Source organism: Salmonella sp. HY31, from assembly GCF_042604575.1.
GTDB classification, from domain to species: domain Bacteria; phylum Pseudomonadota; class Gammaproteobacteria; order Enterobacterales; family Enterobacteriaceae; genus Salmonella; species Salmonella diarizonae.
In genome coordinates, this window is record NZ_CP170479.1 from 4,643,079 (window position 1) to 4,668,928 (window position 25,850).

The 25,850-nt window shown below is 51.9% G+C and carries 25 protein-coding genes and 1 pseudogene; 17 read left to right on the forward strand and 9 right to left on the reverse strand.

Going from position 1 to position 25,850, the window contains the following annotated elements; genetic code table 11:
• Positions 1-5 precede the first annotated feature (5 nt).
• From fdxH to fdhE, 3 genes are read left to right on the forward strand one after another with little or no spacing between them, the layout of a single operon-like run.
• Positions 6-908, forward strand: coding sequence for a formate dehydrogenase subunit beta (gene fdxH / locus ACE15A_RS22215; RefSeq protein WP_000331364.1), 903 nt, complete (start codon positions 6-8; stop codon positions 906-908).
• Positions 905-1,540, forward strand: coding sequence for a formate dehydrogenase cytochrome b556 subunit (gene fdoI, locus ACE15A_RS22220; protein WP_000829028.1), 636 nt, complete (start codon positions 905-907; stop codon positions 1,538-1,540). The genes fdxH and fdoI overlap by 4 nt, the downstream gene beginning before the upstream one ends.
• The gene (gene fdhE / locus ACE15A_RS22225) at positions 1,537-2,466 is read left to right on the forward strand and encodes a formate dehydrogenase accessory protein FdhE (RefSeq protein WP_053509958.1); all 930 of its coding nucleotides are present in this window, start codon (positions 1,537-1,539) and stop codon (positions 2,464-2,466) included. The genes fdoI and fdhE overlap by 4 nt, the downstream gene beginning before the upstream one ends.
• A gap of 37 nt (positions 2,467-2,503) precedes the next feature.
• Here fdhE and ACE15A_RS22230 read toward each other — a convergent pair whose 3' ends face one another.
• Together ACE15A_RS22230 and ACE15A_RS22235 are read right to left on the reverse strand one after the other, a co-directional pair.
• Positions 2,504-2,878: a type II toxin-antitoxin system VapC family toxin gene (locus tag ACE15A_RS22230; protein WP_023249114.1), complete on the reverse strand. Its 375-nt coding sequence runs from the start codon at positions 2,876-2,878 to the stop codon at positions 2,504-2,506.
• Positions 2,878-3,120 (reverse strand): CopG family transcriptional regulator, encoded by a 243-nt coding sequence (locus tag ACE15A_RS22235; RefSeq protein ID WP_001523745.1) that lies wholly within the window; start codon positions 3,118-3,120, stop codon positions 2,878-2,880. Before ACE15A_RS22235 ends, ACE15A_RS22230 begins: the two co-directional genes overlap by 1 nt.
• 204 nt (positions 3,121-3,324) lie before the next feature.
• On the opposite strand from ACE15A_RS22235, the pseudogene ACE15A_RS22240 reads away from it, so the two are divergent.
• The 3 genes and pseudogenes from ACE15A_RS22240 (at position 3,325) to ACE15A_RS22250 (ending at position 5,091) form a co-directional block, all read left to right on the forward strand.
• Positions 3,325-4,251: pseudogene (locus tag ACE15A_RS22240) on the forward strand (alpha/beta hydrolase).
• Positions 4,252-4,336: 85 nt separating this feature from the next.
• Positions 4,337-4,648, forward strand: coding sequence for a type II toxin-antitoxin system HigB family toxin (locus ACE15A_RS22245; RefSeq protein WP_000558166.1), 312 nt, complete (start codon positions 4,337-4,339; stop codon positions 4,646-4,648).
• Positions 4,645-5,091, forward strand: a complete 447-nt coding sequence (locus tag ACE15A_RS22250) for a type II toxin-antitoxin system HigA family antitoxin (protein WP_001259011.1) — start codon at positions 4,645-4,647, stop codon at positions 5,089-5,091. Before ACE15A_RS22245 ends, ACE15A_RS22250 begins: the two co-directional genes overlap by 4 nt.
• Positions 5,092-5,105: 14 nt before the next feature.
• Here the strand turns inward: ACE15A_RS22250 and fabY are convergent, their stop codons facing one another.
• The 6 genes from fabY to ACE15A_RS22280 form a co-directional block, all read right to left on the reverse strand.
• Entirely contained in the window at positions 5,106-6,047 is a 942-nt protein-coding gene (gene fabY, locus ACE15A_RS22255; protein WP_024134888.1) for a fatty acid biosynthesis protein FabY, read from the reverse strand.
• Positions 6,048-6,091: 44 nt separating this feature from the next.
• On the reverse strand, positions 6,092-6,529 hold the full coding sequence (dtd, locus tag ACE15A_RS22260) for a D-aminoacyl-tRNA deacylase (protein WP_023249111.1): 438 nt from the start codon (positions 6,527-6,529) through the stop codon (positions 6,092-6,094).
• Positions 6,526-7,398: a virulence factor BrkB family protein gene (locus tag ACE15A_RS22265; RefSeq protein ID WP_023249110.1), complete on the reverse strand. Its 873-nt coding sequence runs from the start codon at positions 7,396-7,398 to the stop codon at positions 6,526-6,528. Before ACE15A_RS22265 ends, dtd begins: the two co-directional genes overlap by 4 nt.
• On the reverse strand, positions 7,392-7,991 hold the full coding sequence (gene yihX, locus ACE15A_RS22270) for a glucose-1-phosphatase (RefSeq protein ID WP_000965699.1): 600 nt from the start codon (positions 7,989-7,991) through the stop codon (positions 7,392-7,394). Before yihX ends, ACE15A_RS22265 begins: the two co-directional genes overlap by 7 nt.
• A 190-nt stretch (positions 7,992-8,181) precedes the next feature.
• Positions 8,182-8,985, reverse strand: coding sequence for a DeoR/GlpR family DNA-binding transcription regulator (locus ACE15A_RS22275; RefSeq protein WP_023249108.1), 804 nt, complete (start codon positions 8,983-8,985; stop codon positions 8,182-8,184).
• Between the two features lie 33 nt (positions 8,986-9,018).
• Positions 9,019-9,915, reverse strand: a complete 897-nt coding sequence (locus tag ACE15A_RS22280) for a sugar kinase (protein WP_023249107.1) — start codon at positions 9,913-9,915, stop codon at positions 9,019-9,021.
• Positions 9,916-10,079: 164 nt separating this feature from the next.
• Between ACE15A_RS22280 and yihU the strand changes: the two genes are divergently transcribed.
• From yihU to ompL, 9 genes are all read left to right on the forward strand, one after another.
• Positions 10,080-10,976, forward strand: coding sequence for a sulfolactaldehyde 3-reductase (gene yihU, locus ACE15A_RS22285; protein WP_053509954.1), 897 nt, complete (start codon positions 10,080-10,082; stop codon positions 10,974-10,976).
• Positions 10,977-10,998: 22 nt separating this feature from the next.
• The gene (yihT, locus tag ACE15A_RS22290; protein WP_023249105.1) at positions 10,999-11,877 is read left to right on the forward strand and encodes a sulfofructosephosphate aldolase; all 879 of its coding nucleotides are present in this window, start codon (positions 10,999-11,001) and stop codon (positions 11,875-11,877) included.
• Between the two features lie 15 nt (positions 11,878-11,892).
• Positions 11,893-13,134 carry a sulfoquinovose isomerase gene (yihS, locus tag ACE15A_RS22295; protein WP_053509952.1) on the forward strand — a complete coding sequence of 414 codons (1,242 nt, stop codon included), beginning with the start codon at positions 11,893-11,895 and terminating at the stop codon, positions 13,132-13,134.
• A 69-nt stretch (positions 13,135-13,203) separates the two neighbouring features.
• Entirely contained in the window at positions 13,204-14,076 is an 873-nt protein-coding gene (locus ACE15A_RS22300) for an aldose-1-epimerase (RefSeq protein ID WP_053509950.1), read from the forward strand.
• A gap of 100 nt (positions 14,077-14,176) precedes the next feature.
• Positions 14,177-15,052 carry a sulfite exporter TauE/SafE family protein gene (locus ACE15A_RS22305; protein ID WP_023249102.1) on the forward strand — a complete coding sequence of 292 codons (876 nt, stop codon included), beginning with the start codon at positions 14,177-14,179 and terminating at the stop codon, positions 15,050-15,052.
• Between the two features lie 94 nt (positions 15,053-15,146).
• Entirely contained in the window at positions 15,147-17,183 is a 2,037-nt protein-coding gene (locus ACE15A_RS22310; RefSeq protein ID WP_053509948.1) for an alpha-glucosidase, read from the forward strand.
• Between the two features lie 45 nt (positions 17,184-17,228).
• Entirely contained in the window at positions 17,229-18,611 is a 1,383-nt protein-coding gene (locus tag ACE15A_RS22315) for an MFS transporter (RefSeq protein WP_053509946.1), read from the forward strand.
• 45 nt (positions 18,612-18,656) lie between these two features.
• On the forward strand, positions 18,657-20,078 hold the full coding sequence (locus ACE15A_RS22320) for an MFS transporter (RefSeq protein ID WP_053509944.1): 1,422 nt from the start codon (positions 18,657-18,659) through the stop codon (positions 20,076-20,078).
• Positions 20,079-20,145: 67 nt separating this feature from the next.
• Complete coding sequence (gene ompL, locus ACE15A_RS22325) at positions 20,146-20,838, forward strand: porin OmpL (protein ID WP_063389958.1); 693 nt, start codon at positions 20,146-20,148, stop codon at positions 20,836-20,838.
• Positions 20,839-20,911: 73 nt separating this feature from the next.
• Here the strand turns inward: ompL and typA are convergent, their stop codons facing one another.
• Positions 20,912-22,735 (reverse strand): ribosome-dependent GTPase TypA, encoded by a 1,824-nt coding sequence (gene typA / locus ACE15A_RS22330; protein WP_000572063.1) that lies wholly within the window; start codon positions 22,733-22,735, stop codon positions 20,912-20,914.
• 375 nt (positions 22,736-23,110) lie between these two features.
• On the opposite strand from typA, the gene glnA reads away from it, so the two are divergent.
• Both glnA and glnL read left to right on the forward strand, forming a co-directional pair.
• The gene (gene glnA / locus ACE15A_RS22335; protein ID WP_053509940.1) at positions 23,111-24,520 is read left to right on the forward strand and encodes a glutamate--ammonia ligase; all 1,410 of its coding nucleotides are present in this window, start codon (positions 23,111-23,113) and stop codon (positions 24,518-24,520) included.
• A gap of 272 nt (positions 24,521-24,792) precedes the next feature.
• On the forward strand, positions 24,793-25,842 hold the full coding sequence (glnL, locus tag ACE15A_RS22340; RefSeq protein WP_053509938.1) for a nitrogen regulation protein NR(II): 1,050 nt from the start codon (positions 24,793-24,795) through the stop codon (positions 25,840-25,842).
• Positions 25,843-25,850 lie beyond the last annotated feature (8 nt).

A 25,850-nucleotide genomic window follows, 5' to 3' on the forward strand; every position in this document is an offset into this window, starting at 1 on the left:
GACCTATGGCTTATCAATCGCAAGACATCATTCGTCGTTCCGCCACTAACGGTTTCACCCCCGCGCCCCAGGCGCGGGACCATCAGGAAGAGGTGGCGAAACTCATCGACGTCACCACCTGTATCGGCTGTAAAGCGTGTCAGGTGGCGTGCTCAGAGTGGAACGATATCCGTGATGAAGTGGGCAATAACGTCGGGGTCTACGATAACCCGGCGGACTTAACCGCTAAATCCTGGACGGTGATGCGCTTCTCGGAAGTGGAACAGAACGACAAACTGGAATGGCTGATCCGTAAGGATGGCTGTATGCACTGCGCCGATCCCGGCTGCCTGAAGGCATGTCCGGCGGAAGGGGCTATCATCCAGTATGCCAACGGCATTGTCGACTTCCAGTCCGAGCAGTGTATCGGCTGCGGCTACTGTATCGCTGGCTGTCCATTCAACGTGCCGCGCCTTAACCCGGAAGACAACCGCGTCTATAAATGTACGCTGTGCGTTGACCGCGTGGTGGTCGGCCAGGAACCGGCCTGCGTGAAGACCTGTCCAACTGGCGCCATTCATTTTGGCTCGAAAGAGGACATGAAAACGCTGGCGGGCGAGCGGGTGGCGGAACTAAAAACCCGGGGTTATGACAACGCGGGTCTGTACGATCCGGCGGGTGTAGGCGGTACGCATGTCATGTACGTGCTACACCATGCCGACAAGCCGAATCTGTATCACGGTCTGCCGGAGAATCCGGAAATCAGCGAAACCGTCAAGTTCTGGAAAGGCGTCTGGAAACCGCTCGCCGCGTTCGGTTTTGCCGCGACCTTTGCCGCCAGCGTCTTCCACTATGTCGGCGTCGGTCCGAACCGTGCGGAAGAGGAAGATGATAACCTGCATGAAGAGAAAGACGAGGTGCGCAAATGAAACGACGTGACACCATCGTGCGCTATACGGCGCCGGAACGCATCAACCACTGGATCGTCGCCTTCTGCTTCGTGCTGGCGGCGGTGAGCGGGCTGGGCTTTTTATTCCCATCCTTCAACTGGCTGATGCATATCATGGGCACCCCACAACTGGCGCGAATTCTGCACCCGTTTGTAGGCGTTGTTATGTTTGCCTCGTTTATCATCATGTTTTTCCGCTACTGGCACCACAATCTAATCAATCGGGATGATATCTTTTGGGCGAAGAATATTCGTAAGATCGTCGTCAACGAGGAAGTGGGTGACACCGGGCGTTATAACTTCGGTCAGAAATGCGTATTCTGGGCGGCGATTATCTTCCTGGTGCTGCTGCTGGTGAGCGGGGTGATTATCTGGCGTCCGTATTTTGCGCCTGCTTTCTCAATCCCGGTGATCCGATTCGCGTTAATGTTGCATTCTTTTGCCGCAGTAGCGTTAATTGTGGTTATCATGGTGCATATCTACGCCGCCCTTTGGGTGAAAGGCACCATTACCGCGATGGTGGAAGGCTGGGTAACCCGGTCGTGGGCGAAGAAACATCACCCACGCTGGTACCGAGAAGTCCGCAAGACAACGGAAAAAGAAACTGAATGAGTATTCGCATAATCCCGCAAGATGAGCTGGGTTCGAGCGAGAAACGTACGGCGGATATGATTCCGCCGTTATTGTTCCCCCGACTCAAAAACGTCTACAACCGCCGCGCCGAACGTCTGCGCGAGCTGGCTGAAAATAATCCGCTGGGCGATTATCTGCGTTTTGCCGCGCTTATCGCGCACGCGCAGGAAGTGGTGCTGTACGACCATCCGCTGGAAATGGATCTAACCGCACGCATTAAAGAAGCGAACGAACAGGGCAAGCCGCCGCTGGATATCCATGTGCTGCCGCGTGACAAGCACTGGCAAAAACTGCTGAATTCGTTGATTGCCGAGCTAAAACCCGAGATGAGCGGCCCCGCGCTGGCGGTGATCGAGAATCTGGAGAAAGCATCAGAGCAGGAGCTGGAGCAGATGGCGAACGCGCTGTTTGCCTCGGATTTTGCCTCCGTCAGCAGCGATAAAGCCCCGTTTATCTGGGCCGCGCTCTCCCTTTACTGGGCGCAAATGGCCAGCCTGATCCCAGGCAAAGCCCGCGCGGAATATGGCGAAGCGCGCCAGTATTGCCCGGTGTGCGGTTCGATGCCGGTCTCCAGCATGGTGCAGATCGGTACCACGCAGGGGCTGCGTTATCTGCACTGTAACCTGTGCGAAACCGAGTGGCATGTAGTACGCGTAAAATGCAGTAACTGCGAACAGAGCCGCGACTTACACTACTGGTCGCTGGAAAATGAGCAGGCCGCGGTGAAGGCCGAAAGCTGTGGCGATTGCGGGACTTACCTGAAGATTCTGTATCAGGAAAAAGACCCGAAAGTCGAAGCCGTTGCCGACGATCTCGCCTCGCTGGTGCTGGACGCGCGCATGGAACAGGAGGGCTTCGCCCGCAGTTCCATCAACCCGTTCCTGTTCCCTGGCGAAGGGGAATAAGTTTTTTACTCAGACCGGGCGAAGTTTGCCGTCCGGTCTACAAGTGATACGGCGTGATCACTCCTGGAATGCCGGCAAAGTCTTTTGTATTACGCGTCACAAGCTCACAACGATGGACTTGTGCAGTGGCCAGAATGATCGCATCCGGGAGTTTCATGCCATACTCCTGCCTGACAATAACGCTTCGTTCCGCGATTTCTTGTGTCACACCAATAACATTAAACGCACTTAATGCAATTCGCGTGCGGTTTTCCTGATGATATTTCTTAGCGCCCACCATCACTTCCATCCATGTGATAAGGCTAATCGCATTCTGTGGCGGATACGCTTCCAGCGCATGTTTCGCTTCAATACGACCGCTAAACAGGTCGATGAGGATATTGGTATCAAAAAGCGCAGACCCTTTGACCATTACCATTCCTCACGAAGTTTACGTTGGTATTCAACGCCATCTTCCTCACAGCCTTGCCAGAGCCCCAATGCTTTCGAAATTGTGGTCTCAGCCCGATCCTGTCTTTCCAGATACTGCTCAACAGCCTCCCGCAAGAGTTCTGCACGAGGTAGGTTGCGTTGCACCTTGAGATCGTCAAGCCGTTTAATCACATCGTCTGATAAATCGAGTAAAATTCTGCCCATATCCATCCCAGCCATCATACTCACATATACCTCCAGTATATCATTCGCGCTTATTTTTCAAACAACATACACCTGAGACTGACGAGAAAATAGTTATTACGCGAACGATTTTTATTTTTGCGAGCCGCTTTCCAGAATCGTACGCAGCCCAATTTTCCCATTTTCATTCGTACCAAATCGGGTTATAAAACTGTATATCCATACAGATAAAGGCAATGAAAAATGGCACTGGAAAGCGGGATTGCGCAGTTAGTGGAGGAATTTATCGCGGCGGGACGCCCCTCTTCTCGCGAACAGAATATTGATGACCGGAGGGCGGGCTACATCGCCAGCACGACACTGGCAGGAGAAACTGAAACCCGCGTCCAGGTTGAAGATATTGAACTCAATGCCATGACGTTTCGCGTGGTTTCGCCGCTCAATGCCACAGGGAAATTACCCTGCATCATTTATTATCATGGTGGTTGCTTTGTCAGCGGCGGTTTTGCCACTCACGATAACCAGTTAAGGCAGTTAGCTTTTTACAGCCGTTGTCGCGTGATTGCGGCGCAGTACCGACTTGCACCAGAGCACACCTTCCCGGCCGCACATAACGATGCCGAAACCGGAGCCAATACTATCTGGAAATATGCCCAGAAACTGGGGATAGATCGCGAGAACATTACGCTTGCCGGTGACAGCGCGGGTGGGCATCTGGCGCTGGTCACTGCGCTACGCCTGAAAGCCGCCCGTCAATGGCAACCTGCACAGCTGATTCTGATCTACCCCATGCTGGACGCAACCGCCAGGTTTGCGAGCTACACCTGTAATGGGCTGGATTACATTATCACGCGTGACACGCTGCTTTCAGGCTACGAGATGTATATGCCGCGAACCGATCCACTGCATCCTGAAGCCAGTCCGCTCTGGCGTGAGGACTTCGCCGGTCTGCCATCCACGCACATCATTACTGCCGAATTCGACCCACTGCGCGATGAGGGCGAGGCCCTGTATCAACGGTTCCAGGAACAGGATGTGGAATGTACTTGCCAGCGCTCTCGGTGTCATTCATGGCTTTTTCCAGCTCGGAGGCGTGAGCCAGGCGGCACGAAGCGCCATGCGAGATATGGCCTGGCGTGTTGTAAGCCATCAACAGGCAAAATGACCTAAAATTCAATTTTGTTTTCAACTTGAAAACTTTATGACGTTGCGCTAAATTATTTTCAGGTTGAAAACTTTGTAATGAAACTACATTGTGCATGTTATCAGCCGAAAACCGTTCAATGAAGCGATGCTCATGTATCCAAACCATGAGCTTGCCCTCACTGAGTTGCTGAATGTTCTTGAGAAAAAAACATTCACTCAGCCTGAAGAGATGAAGCGGTATATTCCTTCACTGGATAATTTTAAGTACAGAGATAAATGGTGGGTGATTGATGTTTCTGGTAATAGCCTGAGACTCATTTCCTACATAGATTTCAGGTTACATAAGATATTTGTGAAACATATCGTTTCCCATGCCGAATATGACAAACTGACCGCATATTATCGGGGTAATAAAGAATGAGAACTCATCGTCAGATGGATGCAACCAGCGCAAAAAAGATCGTTGATACCTTCAGCGATGCGGTAAAAACCGTCCCACTGATGGGGGAAGACCGAAATGACAATGAGTATCGCAGGGCACTAGCGCTAGTGGAGTTTCTGGTCGACCACGACGATCTTGAAAACCCACTATTTGAATTGCTCTGTGCCCGAATCAGTGAATACGAAAAACATGCGCCGGAATTCAAAGCACTCAACCAACACCTGGAGAAAACGCCCCCTGGCGTTTCAGTATTGCGAACGCTCATGGATCAATACGGTCTCAAAGCAGCAGATCTTGCCAACGAACTTGGTTCTAAATCGAACGTCAGCAACATCTTAAATGGCCGCAGAGCACTAACGGTTAATCATATTAAAGCGCTTACACAACGCTTTAAACTACCAGCGGATGCCTTCATCGAGTAGTTGGATATGTCCAGCTACTCTTCCTCATTCCCGCCCTCTTCATACGGGCCGAATGGTTTCGCAGGTAGCACGATATAAATACCTTCGAAAATTGCCCCGGTGGTATCGCCACCCAAGAGTTCAACCTGCAACTGGACACGCGCTTTTTTACCCCGCGCCAGCCTGTCCAAATCACCGCTTAACGACCCCAAATCAGCCACTGCGTTTGGCTTTCCGCTAATCGGTTTGCTGTAGCGAATATGGGCGTCGGCAAGAATAATCGTCCCACCCAGGTGGCGTTCACGGAGCATCAGCCAGATAAGCCCCCATCCGGTCAGCGTCGCCAGGGAGAACAGGCTGCCGGCAAACACCGTGTGATGCGGATTTTGATTACCGGTTTCCGGCATCGTGGTAATAAATTTTTGCCCGGTGTACTGCTGAATGCGCACCCCCATCTTTTCACTCAATGGAATGTGCTCATACCAGGCCTGCTGAAGCTGCCCGCACCAGTCGCCGCGATGCAGGATATCATCCAGCGAGGCTACCGGTTTAATCATCAGAAAATGGCGGATTGGCGTGGTTGTGGGCGTAGTAATCTCCCCCTGATTGACAAATCCGAGTTTGGCAAAGAACTCAACCGCATCTTCGCGCGCGCTGCAGGTGACGCGCTTAACGCCTTCCTGACGGGCGACAGACTCCAGAGTCATCGCCATTAATGTCCCCAGCCCTTTATCCTGTACCGAGGGATGTACAGCCATAAAACGGATAGAGGCCTCGTTATCTGCATTGATGTACAGGCGGCCCACTGCCACTAAATTTCCTTCTTCGTCCACCACCATTTGATGGTGCGCCAACGCATCCCAGCCATCCCGTTCCGACCCTTTCGGCTGGTGCAGCGGTTTACGCAGCATCTCCCAGCGAAACTGGTAGTAACGTTCTAATTCTTCTTCTGTTTGCGGAACCCGAAGGTGATACATAGCAGTACTCTCTCTTGTTATCCGCGGCCACGCCGGAAGTTGGCTCATACCTGAAGCCAGAATGTCACGGGACCGTCATTAACCAGCTCAACCTGCATATCGGCAGCGAAGCGTCCGGTTTGCGTGTGTATTGCCTGCTGGCGGCAACGTTCGACAAAATATGCATAAAGCGCCTGCGCGCGCTCCGGCGCAGCGCCGCCGGAAAAGCTCGGTCGCATACCACGCTCGGTATCGGCCGCCAGCGTAAACTGCGACACCACCAGCACGCTGCCGCCAGCCTGTTGTACGTTCAGATTCATCTTGCCGTCGGCATCGCTGAAGATACGGTATCCCAGCACGCGCTCGCACAGACGATTCGCTTTTTGTTCGTCATCTTCTTTTTCGACACCCAATAACACCAAAAGTCCTGGGCCAATTTCACCCGTCACCTCGTCCTCCACGGTGACGCTGGCACGGGTTACGCGTTGAATTAATGCAATCATGGTTGGTCAGCTTCTTCTTGTTCTGCGGCTTGTTTGAGTTTTCGGTATTCCCCGAGAGTGACAGTTATTTCTGCGCCAAGCAAGACTATACACCAGGTCCAGTATACCCAGACAAACAGGATTGGGATCACCGCCAGTACGCCATAAATAAGCTGATATGACGGGAACATGGTGATATAAAGCGCGAAACCTTTCTTTCCGGCCTCGAACAGTAAAGCCGCGACAAACGCGCCGACAAGGGCGTCACGGTTCGGTACACGAGTCGTTGGGACAATACTGTAAAGTAACCAGAATGAGAGCCACGAGAGCAGCAACGGAAGGATGCGCAATACATTGTCGATGACCGTATTCAGCTCGCTGGCCCAGCGTAAAGAAAGCAGATAGGAGCTGATCGCCAGGCTGGCGCCAGCGAGTAGCGGGCCGAGCGTAAGGATCATCCAGTATACCGCAAAAGAGTACACTTTTGGTCGTGTGCGTTTGCTGCGCCAGATAGTATTTAAGGCGCTATCAATGGCATACATCAACAGCAATGCCGTCACAATCAGTCCACAGGCGCCCACCGCCGTCATTTTGTTGGAGTTAGCGACAAACTGCTCAATATAGCGCTGAATCACATCCCCGGTGGCTGGCATAAAGTTAGCGAAGATAAAATGGCGTAACTGAATGCTGACATCAGAAAACATCGGAAACGCAGCGAAAAGAGCAAAAACGACGGCAATAAGCGGTACTAAGGAGAGTAATGAAACATAGGCGAGATTTCCCGCCAGAGTCGTCATATTATCCTCATCGATACGCTGCCATAATAGCTTGAGCCAGGCCCGAACAGGGCGTGTATGGCGTCCAGCTTTTTGGTGAACGGTTTTTAGCATAACAGCTTCGCGAAATAGTCAGGGATAGTAGTTTTATCCTTCACCAGGATGCTGGTGATCCCCAACTGGTTGGCCCCTTCTATATTATCGGCGTTGTCGTCGAAAAAGACCGCATCAGCGGCGGAAAATCCCTCCTTCTGCAGGACGTGCTGATAAATACGCGCTTCCGGCTTACGCATTCCCAAATCCTGCGATAAATAGATATGGTCGGCGGCAGCGCGAACCTCCGGATATTCCTCCGGCCAGAAGTGGGTATGCAGTCGGTTAGTATTGGATAACACCACCACGCGATGCCCCTGCTCGCGCAGTTTATGCATGATAGCAATCACTTCGGGCCGTAATCCGACAAATACCGCCTGCCAGCCGTGCGAGAACTGTTCATAACTGAGCGATAATGCCATTTCATGGCAGAAAGCTTCAGCAAACGCTTCGTCAGTTATCTCACCGCGTTCATGTTGGTGAAAAGTCTCGCCCATCGTAAATTTTTGCTTCAGCGAAGCCAGCGGTACTCGACTCAGGTCGCTCCACACACCTAATACGCGGTTAAAGTCGATATCGACAATCACATTACCTAAATCAAAGATATAGAGCATGGCATTCTCCTTGCTAACCGGGGATGAATAACTGTAGCGGGAAAGGAGAAGTTTGACTATGTATCCCTTTATAAATCAATTAACAAAAAGACAATAGAAACGCAGACGATGTTCAATATCGCCTGCATCACAGCGCCGTTTTATTGGCCGGATAAAGCGCTGACGCGACCATCCGGCGCAAGGGCACTTGTCACGCTGAAACGGCGTCGTCCAGCGAAGGACTCACCTGAACCACTTCGATTTGCTGGGATTGAAGTAAATTCTGTAATGCCGGACCGGGATACTCATCCGTAAACAGAGCGGTAATCTGTGACACATTGCCGATCTCAACCGCCGCAGAAGCATGGTATTTCGTATGATCGGCGGCAAGCAGGATGTGTCGCGAGTGGGCCATCATCGTTTTCACTACGCTGGCTTCGTTAACATCAAACTCCAGCAACGCGCCATCGCTCTCTATCGCGCCTACGCTGGTGACGAGATAGTCCGCCCGGAACCCCGCGACAAACGCCGTCGCGGAGGGCCCGATAATGCCGCTATTATGCGGTCGCAGAGTGCCGCCCGGCACCATTACTTCAAAGCGAGGGTTATTATAGAGAATATGCGCGACGCGCAGGCTATTGGTGATAATGCGCAGATGATTATGGTTGAGCAGCGCGCGCGCCACCTGCTCAACCGTCGTTCCAATCGTGATAAATATCGTGGAGCCATCCGGAATATAGTCAGCCACGGCTTCCGCAATGGCTTTTTTCTCTTGCGTCCAGGAGACCTCTCGCTGCTCAAAGGCGGTATTGACCACACTGGACGCTCTGCCAGCGCCGCCGTGATGACGCGTAATCAGCCCCTGCTCGCTTAATTTACGAATATCGCGGCGAACCGTCTGGGTAGAGACCTCCAACAAACTGGCTAACTCATCGATATTCATATAGCCGCGCTCATCAATGAGCATTAACAGCCGATCGTGTCGCGGATTACCGGTCAGTTCGGTAAGACTCATGAGCATTCCTCTAAAAGCTTCCTACTGCCCATATTATACAAAAAGTGACAGGAAAGATCGGGTTTGCTCACAATCAGGGATACCCGCCCGGCCACCCGGGCGCGTACACTTCAGCGCAGCAACGCCGCTGGCGAATCTGACAGCCTCTTCGATGGCGTATCCGCTTGCCAGGCCAAATGCCAGTGCGCCATGAAAAACATCGCCCGCGCCGGTAGTATCCACCACCTCCACGGTAAAACCCGGTTGGTGGCGTACCGTCGTTTTTTCCAACCAGTTGCAACCTTCGCTGCCTTGCGTGACATAGACATGTCCATTTGTGAGCGTTTGTGATTTTTTTAGCGCATCCATGGTTTCACTCATCCCCGTCAAACGTGCCAGTCCCGGCTCGGAGAAGGCGGCGTGGTCGCTTAACGCCACCAGCTCGCTAATATCCTGCGGCGTAATATCGCCATCCAGAACGGTCATGACGCCAGCCTGACGCGCCAGCGTAAAGGCCTGCTTCGCGCCGTCATGCCAGCGCACATCCGCCAACACCACATCCCACTGCGAAAAATCGATGTCGTTAAGCCAGTCGGCGTCAGGTAATAAATCCGGGCTGGGATAATTAACGATGATCCGCTCTCCTTTGGCGTCCACCATAATCGCTGACTGCGACGACATCGCCTGCGTATAGCGGCGGGTATAGCGGGTATTTACCCCCAGGGACTCCAGCTCCGCCAGCAGACTGTTTCCGGTGTCGTCATCGCCCACACGGCCAATAAAGTCCACCTGCGCGCCCAATTTCGCCGCAGCCACGGCAGCGGTCGCCGCAGGCCCGCCGCCCACTTCCGTATAGCGCTTCGCCACATATTTACCCCCTTCTGTCGGTAATCCTTCCACGTAATAGATGCGATCCATCACGGTAATACCTACACAAGCAATACGAATCATGGTCATTCCTCAGGCATTTGAGATAGGCCCATTTTAATTTCACGAAATGTTTAAAAAGTGACGGCTGTCAATTTTTTGACCATAAATTACAAATACGATCAAAAACAGACAGAAAAATGCTCACACATGACAAAAAATGACACCACCGTGTTCAGGAGAACGATATGGCAGTTATAGCATTTATCGGGTTGGGGCAGATGGGCTCCCCTATGGCGAGTAACCTGCTAAAGCAGGGCCATCAACTCAGCGTCTTCGATGTTAATCCCGACGCCGTACAGCGTCTGGTAGACAAAGGCGCGCAACCTGCAAGCAGCCCGGCTCAGGCAACCATCGGCGCTGAATTTGTTATCACCATGCTCCCGAACGGCGAGCTGGTTCGTTCCGTTTTATTTGGCGAGCAAGGCGTTTGCGAAACCCTTTCCCGTGAAGCGCTGGTCATTGATATGTCCACTATTCATCCGCTGCAAACCGACAAGCTGATTGCCGACATGCAGAGCAAAGGGTTCAGCATGATGGACGTGCCGGTAGGCCGGACATCCGACAACGCGATTACCGGCACATTGTTGCTGCTGGCAGGCGGTACGGCGCAGCAAGTAGAACACGCTACTCCTGTGCTGATGGCGATGGGTAATGAGCTGGTCAACACCGGCGGCCCGGGAATGGGTATTCGCGTAAAACTGATCAACAACTACATGAGTATTGCGCTAAATGCGCTCTCCGCCGAAGCCGCCGTGCTATGTGAAGCGCTGGGGCTTTCCTTCGACGTGGCTTTAAAAGTGATGAACGGCACTGCAGCAGGCAAAGGGCATTTCACCACCACCTGGCCGAATAAAGTGATGAAAGGGGATCTGTCTCCCGCCTTCATGATCGATCTGGCGCACAAAGATCTTGGCATCGCGTTGGATGTCGCCAATCAACTGCACGTACCGATGCCGCTCGGCGCCGCCTCCCGTGAAGTTTATAACCTGGCGCGGGCCGCAGGCCGCGGTCAGGAAGACTGGAGCGCCATCCTGGAACAGGTGCGCATCAGCGCCGGGCTGACCGCCAACGTAAAAAAGTAACGACTGTATAAAGGAAAATTGAATGAACAACTACACCATCAAAGACATTACGCGAGCGTCCGGCGGGTTTGCCATGCTGGCTGTCGATCAGCGTGAGGCAATGCGTTTAATGTTTGCTGCTGCTGGTGCGAAAACACCCGTTGTCGATAGCGTGCTGACGGATTTCAAAGTGAATGCGGCGAAAATTCTCTCCCCGTATGCCTCTGCCGTTCTGCTGGATCAGCAGTTCTGTTATCGCCAGGCCGTAGAACAAAATGCGGTCGCTAAAAGCTGCGCCATGATCGTCGCGGCGGATGATTTCATCCCGGGCAACGGTATTCCCGTTGATAACGTGGTCGTTGATAAAAAAATTAATGCGCAGGCGGTAAAACAGGATGGCGCAAAAGCCTTAAAACTGTTGGTGCTGTGGCGCAGCGACGAAGACGCGCAGCAGCGTCTGGATATGATTAAAGAATTCAATGAATTATGCCACTCCAATGGTTTGCTGAGCATTATCGAACCGGTTGTACGCCCGCCGCGCTGCGGCGACAAGTTCGATCGCGAGCAGGCGATTATCGATGCGGCCAAAGAGTTGGGCGACAGCGGTGCCGACCTTTACAAAGTTGAAATGCCGCTCTACGGCAAAGGCGCGCGCTCCGATCTTCTTACCGCCTCACAGCGCCTGAATGGGCATATCAATATGCCGTGGGTCATCCTCTCTTCCGGTGTGGACGAAAAACTGTTCCCTCGCGCAGTCAGGGTCGCGATGGAAGCTGGCGCATCCGGGTTCCTGGCGGGACGCGCGGTCTGGTCATCGGTGATTGGTTTACCGGATACCGAGCTGATGTTACGTGATGTTTCCGCCCCTAAATTGCAACGCCTGGGCGAGATCGTCGATGAAATGATGGCGAAACGCCGTTAATACGAGGATGAAAGAATGAAATGGTTTAACACGTTGAGCCACAACCGCTGGCTGGAGCAGGAAACCGACCGCATCTTTAATTTCGGTAAAAATGCCGCGGTGCCGACAGGCTTCGGCTGGCTGGGAAATAAAGGACAAATCAAAGAAGAGATGGGCACCCATCTTTGGATCACGGCACGTATGCTGCACGTTTATTCCGTGGCGGCGTCCATGGGCCGACCGGGCGCTTATGATCTGGTCGATCACGGTATCAAAGCCATGAACGGGGCGCTGCGCGATAAAAAATACGGCGGCTGGTATGCCTGCGTTAACGATCAGGGAGTGGTGGATGCCTCTAAACAGGGTTATCAACACTTCTTCGCCCTGCTGGGCGCGGCCAGCGCCGTCACTACCGGCCATCCTGAAGCCAGAAAATTGCTGGATTACACCATTGAAGTTATTGAGAAATACTTCTGGAGCGAAGAAGAGCAGATGTGCCTGGAGTCCTGGGATGAAGCCTTCAGCAAAACCGAAGACTACCGTGGCGGCAACGCCAATATGCACGCCGTCGAAGCGTTCCTGATTGTTTATGACGTCACCCATGACCGTAAATGGCTCGACCGCACGATCAGAGTCGCCTCCGTCATCATTCACGATGTCGCCAGAAAAGGTGATTATCGTGTTAATGAACACTTCGATTCGCAGTGGAACCCAATCCGCGATTACAACAAAGAAAATCCGGCACATCGCTTCCGCGCTTATGGCGGTACGCCAGGTCACTGGATTGAGTGGGGCCGCTTATTGCTTCATATCCATGCTGCGCTGGAAGCCAAATGCGAACAACCCCCAGCCTGGTTACTGGAGGACGCTAAAGGTTTGTTCCATGCCACTATCCGTGACGCCTGGGCGCCGGACGGCGCTGACGGCATCGTTTACACCGTTGGCTGGGACGGTAAGCCGATCGTACGGGAGCGTGTACGCTGGCCAATTGTGGAAGCAATGGGCACGGCATATGCGCTCTACACGGTGACGGGCGACCGTCAGTACGAAACCTGGTATCAGAAATGGTGGGACTACTGCATTAATTACCTGATGGACTATGAAAATGGTTCCTGGTGGCAAGAGCTGGACGCCGATAACAAAGTGACCACCAAAGTGTGGGACGGCAAGCAAGATATTTATCACTTGCTGCACTGTCTGGTCATTCCTCGTCTGCCACTCGCGCCGGGCCTGGCTCCAGCAGTCGCGGCGGGCTTGCTGGATATCAACGCCAAATAAAGTGACATAAAAATACGGCATATCAACAAGCTATTGTTAGATATGCCGTTGTTTTATAGGGGTAGCTCTATGCATAGTGGTGGAAAAACGATTTTACTCACAGCGGGTGATTACCGTGCACAAATCGTTACCGTCGGCGCGGGCCTGGCTGGGTTAACGTATCAGGATCGTCATTTAGTCATTCCGCATGACCCAGCGGAAATGCCGATGGCTCACCTGGGAAAAGTACTTATTCCCTGGCCTAACCGTATCGCGAACGGCTGTTATCAGTATGGCGGGCATGAATATCAGTTGCCAATCAATGAACACGCTTCTATTCACGGTTTCCTGGCGTGGCGTAACTGGCAGGTTAGCGAATTGACGACGACAAAAGTCACGCTGACGGCGTTTCTACCGCCGAGTTATGGCTATCCGTTTTCGTTAATATCGCAGGTGATTTACTCGCTGAACAACGAAAGCGGACTCTCCGTAGAAATCATCAGTAAAAACATCGGGGACAAATCCGCGCCGTATGGCGTCGGCATCCATCCTTATTTGACCTGTAACTTAGCGCCTGTTGATGGCTATATGCTGCAGCTTCCCGCTAAACAAGTTTTTGCTATTGATGAGCATTCTAATCCAACCCATTTACATGCTGTTGACGAACTGGATTTGAATTATTTAAACCAGAGATTCCTCGGCGGTAAGCAGATTGACCATACATTCAAAACTGACAGGACCGAATGGGAAATGCACATTACTGACCCGCAACAAGCCCTGTCAGTAAGTTCACGCTCCAATCAACCGTGGCTACAGATTTATAGCGGCGAAAAATTATATCGTAGAGGTTTAGCCGTTGAACCCATGAGCTGTCCGCCAAATGCGTTTAACTCAGGAATAGATTTAATTCAGCTCTCCCCGGAACAACAGCATCATCTGTTTTTTAATATTCGAGGGGAATAAATATAGCAAAAAAAACAACCCGAACTTAATGAACATATTTAATTCCTATCAATAATCAGGACCAGATTTCGAAGGTTCGATTACCCAAGAAGGAACAACTATGGATTTTTTTAATTTATTCACACCAGACGGTGTGATGTTAGATGCAGGCGTTGTGTATATCGTTATTGCTTTAATGTTTCTTTATACCTTTGTGGGGATATGTGCTGGTTTTGGTGGCGGGCTAACAACCATGCCGCTCATTACTCTGATGTTACCGGTAAAAATGGCAACCCCATTATCCGTTATTGTCGGTACGGCAACGGCCATTTATGCAACCTGGTTGTCACGTAAGGAAACCGACTGGCGGTCTGCCGCCGTGCTTATCTTCTTTTCATTTTTAGGTATTCCGCTAGGGTTATATGCCCTCTCCTATTTACCTGATCATATGATGAAAATAGGTCTGGGCGGATTCTTAATCCTCTACTCGTTTTACAGTATGTTTATTCCTCGTCTACCCGTCTACGACCGCCGTTGGATCGCCGCGCCTTTAGGCGCTGTCGCCGGAGCACTGGGGGCAGCTTTTTCCACCAACGGACCACCGGTGGTCATGTATGGCATGTTACGCAATTTAGGCCCGGCAGCTTTTCGCGGTACGCTGAACGCCTTTTTTACGGCAAATAACATTGCGGTAGTTGGCGGCCTGGCATCTAGTGGAATATTAACGATATCCACCTTTAAGCTGGTCATTTTCTGTATTCCGACAATGGTTCTGGGATCGCTGGTTGGGCAATATGTTCATAAGCGTATATCAGTTAAGGTATTCCGCGTTCTTGTATTTTTACTATTGATTGCCTCAGGTGCAATGCTTATTAAAGGCGCAATGGGTATTTCTACCCTTACCGCAATCCTGCCGCCGTTTGCTCTTTTGGCTGTATTACAACTGTTATTTGGTAAAAAAATAGCTGAAATTCGTAAGGCGGACGAAGGCAAATAAAAAGCGTTTACTTTTGTGCGCTGACGAAAATCAGCGCTCGTTACGACACCATCATAGTACTCGAATTCCACTATTTCATGGAGACTAAAATATTATGAGTACATTACACCAGAATCTATTAAATATACAAATAAATAAATCCATTAATGGCTTTACGCTCTACTATCACCAGCATTTACTCCTCCGCCATACGACCGAAAACCCCTGTCTGTGGATTGGCGCGGGCGTTGCCGACATTGACATGTTTCGCGGCAACTTCAGCATCAAAGACAAACTTAACGAGAAGATTGCATTAACAGAGGCCACGGTCAGCGAGCTACCCGACGGCTGGCTGGTACAATTCAGCCGTGGCGCAACAATTAGCGCCACTCTTCGCATCTCCGCCGATGAGGCAGGACGCCTGAAGCTGGATCTGCAAAACGACGACCTGCACCACAACCGTATCTGGTTACGTCTCGCAGCTAATCCAGACGACCATATCTATGGCTGCGGCGAACAGTTCTCTTATTTCGATTTGCGCGGCAAGCCGTTCCCGCTGTGGACCAGCGAACAGGGCGTTGGCCGTAACAAAACCAGCTATGTCACCTGGCAGGCCGACTGTAAAGAGAACGCCGGCGGCGACTATTACTGGACCTTCTTCCCGCAACCGACCTTTGTCAGCACGCAAAAATATTACTGCCACGTCGATAATAGCTGTTATATGAATTTCGACTTCAGCGCGCCGGAGTATCACGAACTGGCGCTGTGGGAAGGTAAAACTACGCTGCGTTTTGAGTGCGCCGACACCTACATCGATCTGCTGGAAAAACTGACGGCGCTGTTAGGTCGCCAGCCGGAGCTGCCTGACTGGGTTTACGACGGCGTCACGCTCGGCATCCAGGGCGGCACGGAAGTTTGTCAGCAAAAACTGGATACCATGCGCAACGCGGGCGTAAAAGTGAATGGTATTTGGGCTCAGGACTGGTCCGGCATTCGCATGACCTCTTTCGGCAAACGCGTGATGTGGAACTGGAAGTGGAATAGTGACAGCTATCCGCAACTGGATAGCCGTATCAAACAGTGGAAAGAAGAAGGCGTACAGTTCCTCTCTTATATCAACCCGTACGTCGCCAGCGATAAGGACCTCTGCGCCGAAGCCGCTAAACACGGTTATCTGGCGAAAGACGCCGCGGGCGGCGACTATCTGGTCGAATTTGGCGAATTCTATGGCGGCGTGGTCGATCTGACCAATCCTGAAGCCTACGACTGGTTCAAAGACGTCATCAAAAAGAACATGATCGCGCTCGGCTGCAACGGCTGGATGGCGGATTTCGGCGAATATCTGCCGACCGATACGTATCTGCACAACGGCGTCAGCGCCGAGATCATGCATAACGCCTGGCCTGCGCTGTGGGCGAAATGTAACTACGAAGCGCTACAGGAGACCGGCAAACTCGGCGAGATCCTGTTATTTATGCGTGCGGGTTACACCGGTAGCCAGAAGTATTCCACCATGATGTGGGCAGGCGACCAGAACGTTGACTGGAGCCTCGACGACGGCCTGGCCTCCGTGGTCCCGGCGGCGCTGTCGCTGGCGATGACCGGCCACGGCCTGCATCACAGTGATATCGGCGGCTACACCACGTTATTCGACATGAAACGCAGCAAAGAGTTGCTACTGCGCTGGTGCGATTTCAGCGCCTTCACGCCGATGATGCGCACCCACGAAGGCAACCGCCCCGGCGATAACTGGCAGTTCGACGGCGACGCGGAAACCATTGCCCACTTTGCCCGCATGACTACCATCTTTACCACGCTGAAACCGTATCTCAAGCTGGCGGTGGCGCAGAACGCGGCTACCGGTCTGCCGGTCATGCGTCCGCTATTCCTGCACTACGAGAACGATACCACAACCTACACCCTGAAATATCAATATCTGCTCGGTCAGGATCTGCTGGTCGCGCCGGTTCACGAGCAGGGGCGTTGCGACTGGACGCTGTACCTGCCGGAAGATCACTGGGTGAATATCTGGACCGGCGAAGCTCACCACGGCGGTGAAATTACCGTGGATGCGCCCATTGGCAAGCCGCCGGTCTTCTATCGCGCGAAGAGCGAGTGGGCTTCACTTTTTGCTTCTTTACGGAATATCTAATACGGCTCGCCCGCAGGGAAACCTGCGGGCAGATGGAGAAGAATAATGAGTCAAACATCATCGAATCCGGCAACCCTACGCTTGCCGTTTAAAGAAAAACTTGCCTATGGCCTGGGAGATTTAGGTTCCAATATCCTGTTAGATATCGGGACCCTTTATTTACTCAAATTTTATACCGATGTGCTGGGTTTACCCGGGACTTACGGTGGGATCATTTTCCTGATCGCCAAATTTTTTACCGCATTTACCGATATGGGTACCGGCATTATGCTCGACTCACGGCGTAAAATTGGTCCGAAGGGCAAATTCCGCCCGTTCGTGCTTTACGCGGCATTTCCGGTAACGCTACTGGCGATTGCTAACTTTGTCGGCACACCGTTTGAGGTGACGGGAAAAACCGTCGTCGCAACGATACTGTTTATGTTCTACGGGCTGGTTTTCAGCATGATGAACTGCTCGTATGGCGCGATGGTGCCCGCGATTACCAAGAACCCGGATGAACGCGCCTCGCTTGCCGCCTGGCGTCAGGGCGGCGCCACTCTCGGCCTGCTGCTGTGTACCGTTGGCTTTGTGCCGGTCATGAACCTGATCGAAGGCAATGCCCAGCTCAGCTATATTTTCGCCGCCACGCTATTTTCATTGTTTGGCCTGCTATTTATGTGGCTGTGCTACACCGGCGTTAAAGAGCGCTACGTCGAAGTAAAACCTGTCGATAACGCGCAAAAGCCCGGATTATTACAGTCGTTCCGCGCTATCGCCGGTAACCGTCCGCTGTTTATTCTGTGTATCGCCAACCTTTGTACTCTCGGCGCCTTCAACGTCAAACTGGCGATTCAGGTTTATTACACCCAGTACGTTCTTAACGACCCGCTCCTTCTCTCCTGGATGGGCTTCTTTAGCATGGGCTGTATTTTTATCGGCGTCTTTTTGATGCCCGGCGTAGTAAGGCGTTTTGGCAAGAAGAAAGCCTATATCGGTGGGTTGTTAATATGGGTGGCGGGCGATCTGCTCAACTACTTCTTTGGCGGCGGCTCGGTCAGTTTTGTCGCCTTCTCCTGCCTGGCGTTCTTCGGCTCCGCCTTCGTCAACAGCCTGAACTGGGCGCTGGTTTCCGACACAGTGGAATACGGTGAATGGCGTACCGGCGTCCGCTCGGAAGGAACGGTTTACACCGGCTTTACCTTCTTCCGTAAGGTCTCCCAGGCGCTGGCAGGGTTCTTCCCCGGCTGGATGCTGACGCAAATCGGTTATATCCCGAATGTGGTGCAATCGGCGGGGACCGTCGAAGGCCTACGCCAGTTGATCTTTATTTATCCGTGCGTGCTGGCGGTCATCACCATTATTGCGATGGGCTGTTTCTACAACCTCAACGAGAAGATGTACGTGCGAATTGTGGAAGAGATTGAGGCCCGGAAACATACGGTCTAACAACAATAAAATATAACGCCTTGCGGGGCGTTTTGAGAGGCGATTATGTCTAATCATGATCCACTAACGCTAAAGTTGAGCCTGCGGGAAAAATGCGCCTATGGCGTGGGCGATTTCGGTTCGAATCTGATGCTGTGTATCGGTACACTGTATCTACTGAAGTTTTATACCGATGCACTCGGGATGCCTGCATATTACGGCGGAATTATCTTTCTGGTAGCGAAATTCTTCACCGCTTTTACCGATATGCTCACCGGCGTATTGCTGGATTCACGCCGTAATATTGGCGCAAAGGGAAAGTTTCGCCCTTTTATTCTGTATGCGTCATTTCCGGTGGCTCTGGTTGCTACTGCGCAATTCTTTGCCACTCACTTTACTTTACCCGTTAAAACAGCATTCGCGACGTTGCTGTTTATGTTGTTCGGTCTGTTCTACAGCCTGATGAACTGCTCATACGGCGCGATGGTCCCCGCTATTACCAAAAATCCGCATGAGCGCGCCCAGCTCGCCGCATGGCGACAAGGCGGCGCTACCATTGGCCTTCTTCTTTGTACCGTAGGTTTTATGCCCATTCAGGCGCTGTTTACCCGTTCCCCTTCGCTGGGTTATCTGGTTGCAGCAGTCATCTTTTCGGTCTGCGGGCTGTTCAGCATGTGGTGGTGCTTTAGCGGGGTGAAAGAACGGTATATCGAAACCGTGCCTGACACGCATAAACCCAGCATATTGAAATCCTTCTGCGCGATTTTTCGTAATCCGCCGCTGCTGGTGCTCTGCATCGCCAATTTGTGCACGCTGGCCGCCTTTAATATCAAACTGGCTATTCAGGTTTATTACACTCAGTACGTGCTGAACGATATTCATTTGTTGTCATGGATGGGGTTTTTCAGCATGGGCTGTATCCTGATTGGCGTCTTATTAGTCCCTGCTGCGGTAAAACGCTTCGGGAAAAAACAGGTTTATCTTGGTGGTCTGATACTGTGGGCCGTTGGCGATATCCTGAATTTTATCTGGGGTGGTACGTCATTCCTGTTTGTTATTTTCTCTTGTGTCGCGTTTTTCGGTACTGCTTTCGTCAACAGCCTGAACTGGGCGCTGGTTCCGGATACGGTTGACTACGGCGAATGGAAAACGGGTATTCGCGCTGAAGGCTCGGTTTATACGGGTTATACCTTTTTCCGCAAAATTTCCGCTGCGCTTGCTGGCTTTTTGCCAGGTATTATGCTGACGCAAATCGGTTATATCCCCAACATAGCTCAAGGTGACACCACGTTGCTTGGTTTGCGTCAGCTCATTTTTTTATGGACTTGCGGTCTTGCCATTATCGCAGCACTAACGATGGGCTTTTTTTATAAGCTCAATGAACAACGTTTCGCTTTTATTATCGAGGAAATTGCCCAACGAAAGAAAACAGGTAATCAAATTGTCGCGACTAATAATAAAAAAAGTATTTCTACTGTAAATAATTAAACGACGCTTGCCGCTTTATCCATCCCGATGGATGGCGGCTTCCCTACATTGGAGAAATGGATTTATTATGAAATATCTGAATACACTAGTGATATTAACCTCTGTAGTATCTACCTCTGTTTTTGCTGGCGCTTATGTAGAAAACCGTGAGGCTTATAACCTGGCGTCTGACCAAATGGAGTTTATGCTGCGCGTCGGCTATAACTCCGATATGGGGGCTGGGATTATGTTGACCAATACCTATACCCTACAGCGTGATGATGAATTAAAACACGGTTATAATGAGATTGAGGGCTGGTATCCGTTATTTAAACCTACAGATAAATTAACCATTCAGCCTGGGGGATTAATAAACGACAAAAGCATTGGTTCCGGCGGCGCGGTCTATCTGGATGTTAACTATAAATTCACCCCGTGGTTTAATCTTACGGTACGTAACCGATATAATCACAATAGTTATAGCTCAACCGATTTGAATGGCGAACTGGATAATAATGACAGCTATGAAATCGGTAACTACTGGAATTTTATCATTACCGACAAGTTTTCTTATACCTTTGAACCACACTATTTTTATAACGTTAATGATTTTAATAGTAGTAATGGTACGAAGCATCATTGGGAAATCACTAATACTTTCAGATACCGGATTAGCCAGAACTGGCTGCCGTACTTAGAGTTACGCTGGTTGGATCGCAATGTGGAACCCTATCATCGCGAACAAAACCAGATTCGCATTGGGGCCAAATATTTCTTCTAAACGAATGTATTAAAAAGCCGCTGAATTTCAGCGGCTTTTTTGGTGCCGGATGGCGACTTACGAGAAACTCGTATTACTCTTCTTTCGGACCACGGTTCGCACGGCGGCGATCGTTTTCCGTCAGGTGACGTTTACGGATACGGATAGAGGTTGGGGTTACTTCTACCAGTTCGTCGTCATCAATGAACTCCAGCGCTTGCTCAAGGCTCATTTTAATTGGCGGAACCAGAATAACCGCTTCATCCGTACCGGACGCACGCATGTTGGTCAGTTTCTTACCGGTCAGGCAGTTTACCGTCAGGTCGTTGGAGCGACTGTGAATACCGATAATCTGGCCTTCGTAAACTTCCGCGCCGTGACCCAGGAACAGCTTACCGCGATCCTGCAAACCGAACAGCGCAAACGCAACCGCTTTACCCTGACCGTTGGAGATCAGTACGCCGTTCTGACGCTGACCCACTTCACCCGGACGAATATCGTCGTAATGACTGAAGGTGGAGTACAGCAGACCAGTACCGGAAGTCATGGTCATGAATTCTGAACGGAAACCAATCAGCCCGCGGCTTGGGATCACGTAGTCAAGACGTACGCGACCTTTACCGTCTGGATTCATGTTTTTCAGGTCGCCTTTACGCTCGCCCAGCGCCTGCATGACAGAACCCTGATGCTGCTCTTCGACGTCCAGCGTCACGTTTTCGTAAGGCTCCTGTTTACGACCGTCGATTTCACGGAAGATAACTTTCGGACGGGAAACCGCCAGTTCGAAACCTTCACGACGCATATTTTCAATCAGCACGGACAGGTGCAGTTCGCCACGACCGGATACACGGAACGCATCCGCATCTTCGGTTTCTTCAACGCGCAACGCCACGTTATGCACCAGCTCTTTGTTCAGGCGGTCAAGAATCTGACGAGAAGTCACAAACTTACCTTCTTTACCGCAGAACGGCGAGGTGTTAACGCAGAAGAACATAGACACGGTCGGCTCATCAACGGACAGCGCCGGCAGCGCTTCAACGTTCTGCGGGTCACAGATGGTGTCGGAAATGTTCAGCTCGCCCAGACCGGTGATCGCAATGATATCGCCCGCTTCGGCGATATCACTGTCGATACGCTCCAGACCCAGATGCGTCAGTACCTTACCCACTTTCGCGTTACGGGTTTTCCCTTCACTATCGATGATAGTGACCTGCTGGTTCGGCTTCACTTTGCCGCGTTTGATGCGGCCAATGCCGATAACGCCAACGTAGTTGTTGTAGTCAAGCTGGGAGATCTGCATCTGCAACGGACCATCGAGGTCAACGTCCGGTGCCGGAACATGATCAACGATCGCCTGATACAGCGGGGTCATGTCTTCCGCCATATCTTCGTGGTCCAGACCCGCGATACCATTCAACGCTGACGCGTAGATGATCGGGAAGTCCAGTTGCTCGTCGGTCGCATCAAGGTTAACAAACAGGTCGAATACCTGGTCGACAACCCAGTCAGGGCGCGCGCCAGGGCGGTCAACTTTGTTGATAACCACAATCGGTTTCAGGCCATGAGCAAAGGCTTTTTTGGTCACGAAGCGCGTTTGCGGCATCGGGCCGTCAAATGCGTCAACCACCAGCAGCACAGAGTCAACCATGGACATGACGCGCTCTACTTCACCACCGAAGTCAGCGTGCCCGGGAGTATCAACGATGTTGATACGGTAATCATTCCATTTAATAGCGGTGTTTTTAGCGAGGATAGTAATACCACGCTCTTTCTCCAAATCGTTGGAGTCCATCACTCGCTCTTGAGTTTCGGCACGCGCGTCGAACGTACCGGATTGCTGGAGCAGCTTATCAACCAGGGTAGTTTTTCCATGGTCAACATGCGCGATGATGGCGATGTTACGCAAATTTTCGATCACAACTTTGCCTCAGGCATTAGAAATAGCGCGTTATTGTACACGGATTAATCGCACTACAAAACAGGATCACAAACATCCTCCGCAAACAAGTATTGCAGAGTCTCTTTGTGATCGCTTTCACGGAGCGTTAAAAGGGTGGCTTGCGTTCTATTGCACCAATGTGGTGCTTAATGTTCACATTAAAGCACTATTTTGGTGCAACATAGTCACCGTGGTGCAGCCCTTTTGCACGATGGTGCGCATGATAACGCCTTTTGGGGGCAATGTGAAAGTTGGCACAGATTTCGCTTTATATTTTTACGGCGACACGGCCAGCAGAATTGAAGATCTCGTTACCACGACGACCGACCATGACCAATCCGGGAGAGTACAAGTATGTCCGCTGAACACGTTTTGACGATGCTGAACGAACACGAAGTGAAGTTTGTCGATCTGCGCTTCACCGATACCAAAGGCAAAGAACAGCACGTCACGATTCCTGCTCATCAGGTAAATGCCGAATTCTTTGAAGAAGGCAAAATGTTTGACGGCTCCTCTATCGGCGGCTGGAAAGGCATTAACGAATCCGATATGGTGCTAATGCCGGATGCGTCCACTGCGGTTATCGACCCGTTCTTCGCCGACTCCACCCTGATTATCCGTTGCGATATCCTGGAACCTGGCACTCTACAAGGTTATGACCGTGACCCGCGTTCCATCGCGAAACGCGCGGAAGACTACCTGCGCGCGACCGGTATCGCCGATACCGTTCTGTTTGGGCCGGAACCTGAATTTTTCCTGTTTGACGATATCCGCTTCGGTACGTCCATTTCCGGTTCTCACGTAGCCATCGACGACATCGAAGGTGCCTGGAACTCCTCCACCCAATACGAAGGTGGCAACAAAGGCCACCGTCCGGCAGTCAAGGGGGGTTACTTCCCGGTACCGCCAGTCGACTCCGCACAGGATATCCGATCTGAAATGTGTCTGGTCATGGAGCAAATGGGCCTGGTCGTCGAAGCGCACCACCACGAAGTAGCGACCGCGGGCCAGAACGAAGTGGCAACCCGCTTTAATACCATGACCAAAAAAGCCGACGAAATTCAGATTTACAAATATGTCGTGCATAACGTGGCTCACCGCTTCGGTAAGACAGCAACCTTTATGCCAAAACCAATGTTCGGCGATAACGGTTCCGGTATGCACTGCCACATGTCGCTGGCGAAGAACGGCACCAACCTGTTCTCTGGCGACAAATATGCCGGCCTGTCTGAACAAGCGCTGTACTACATCGGCGGCGTCATCAAACACGCCAAAGCCATCAACGCCCTGGCGAACCCAACCACCAACTCCTATAAGCGTCTGGTCCCGGGTTATGAAGCGCCAGTGATGCTGGCCTACTCCGCCCGTAACCGTTCCGCCTCCATCCGTATTCCGGTGGTGGCATCTCCGAAAGCGCGCCGTATCGAAGTTCGCTTCCCGGACCCGGCGGCTAACCCGTATCTGTGCTTTGCCGCCCTGCTGATGGCCGGTCTGGACGGGATTAAGAATAAGATTCATCCGGGCGAAGCCATGGACAAAAACCTGTATGACCTGCCGCCGGAAGAAGCGAAAGAGATCCCACAGGTGGCGGGTTCTCTGGAAGAAGCGCTGAACGCGCTGGATCTGGACCGCGAGTTCCTGAAAGCAGGCGGCGTGTTCACTGATGAAGCGATCGATGCGTATATTGCGCTGCGTCGCGAAGAAGATGACCGCGTGCGTATGACCCCGCACCCGGTAGAGTTTGAGCTGTACTACAGCGTTTAAGTTGCCGTGGAAACGTTTAGCCTGTTGCTGACAGGTTTGAGGTTGATGGCAAACATTGAGATGTCCGATGGTGCAAGCTTTCGGGCCTACCGGGTAACCACCTTGTAGGCCCAATAAGGTGAAACCGCTATCCGGCACGACGTTTGTCAGCAATCTGTAGCCCATCGCACGATGGGCTTTTTTCTCCACCAACAATCTGATCTCACGCGCTTTTTAGTGGTAAAAAGCTATAATGCACTAAAATGGTGCAACCTTTTCCAGGAGACTGCTGAATGGCAACCGGCATGCAGCCCGATGCTGGGCAGATCCTCAATTCGTTAATCACCAGCGTGCTGGTGGTCGACGACGCGCTGGCAATCCATTACGCCAACCCTGCCGCGCAGCAGTTGCTCGCGCAAAGCTCACGTAAACTGTTTGGGACGCCGTTACCTGAACTGTTGAGCTATTTTTCGTTAAACATTGACCTGATGCGCGAAAGTTTAGCGGCAGGACAAGGCTTTACCGATAACGAAGTGACGCTGGTGATTGATAGTCGCTCGCATATTCTCTCTTTGACCGCCCAACGTCTACCCGACGATTTTATTCTGCTCGAAATGGCGCCGATGGATAACCAGCGCCGTCTGAGTCAGGAACAGTTGCAGCACGCACAGCAAATCGCCGCCCGCGATCTGGTGCGCGGTCTGGCGCACGAAATCAAAAATCCGCTCGGCGGCCTGCGCGGCGCGGCGCAGTTGCTCAGCAAGGCGCTGCCCGACCCGGCGCTAACGGAATATACCAGGGTCATCATTGAACAGGCTGACAGGCTACGCAACCTTGTCGATCGTTTGCTGGGGCCGCAGCACCCGGGAATGCACATTACCGAGAGCATACATAAAGTCGCAGAGCGCGTGGTGGCGCTGGTGTCGATGGAACTGCCGGATAATGTCCGGCTTATCCGCGATTACGACCCCAGTCTGCCAGAACTGCCGCATGACCCGGAACAAATTGAGCAAGTACTGCTGAATATTGTCCGCAACGCCTTGCAGGCGCTGGGGCCGGAAGGCGGCGAAATTACGCTGCGTACCCGTACCGCCTTCCAGTTAACGCTGCATGGCGAACGCTATCGCCTGGCGGCGCGTATAGACGTTGAAGACAATGGGCCGGGCATTCCTCCCCATTTACAGGATACGCTGTTCTACCCGATGGTCAGCGGTCGCGAAGGCGGCACCGGGCTTGGGTTATCTATCGCCCGCAATCTTATCGATCAACACGCCGGCAAAATTGAATTTACCAGTTGGCCGGGGCATACCGAGTTTTCGGTTTACCTGCCGATTCGGAAATAGAGGTGTTT